Source organism: Tenacibaculum sp. AWR4_210 (assembly GCF_056160945.1).
In genome coordinates, this window is record NZ_JBSWYF010000071.1 from 1 (window position 1) to 318 (window position 318).

Annotated in this window: 1 protein-coding gene; it reads right to left on the reverse strand. The window is 50.6% G+C overall.

Annotated features, from left to right (window positions below):
- Positions 1-318: hypothetical protein (locus tag ACXAG7_RS20070; RefSeq protein ID WP_476667942.1), on the reverse strand; the 318-nt coding region annotated here is incomplete at both ends.

Below are 318 nucleotides of genomic sequence, written 5' to 3' on the forward strand. Positions count from 1 at the left end.
TGGTAAGTGTTCCGTTAGTTCCCGCATTTGGTAAAGCTTGCTCGCTTACCACTACCTGAGCCGTTGCTGCTGTGGTACATGGTGCGGTTGCTGCTACGGTATATGTATAGGTATTTGCGCCTGCTAATGCTGGTGACCAAGTTCCTCCTGTAGCAGGACTTCCGCCTAAGGCTGCAAATAATTGCCCTGATGTTACCGTGCTTCCTGCACAGATGGTAAGTGTTCCATTAGTTCCCGCATTTGGTAAGGCTTGTTCGCTTACCACTACCTGAGCCGTTGCTGCTGTGGTACATGGTGCGGTTGCTGCTACGGTATATG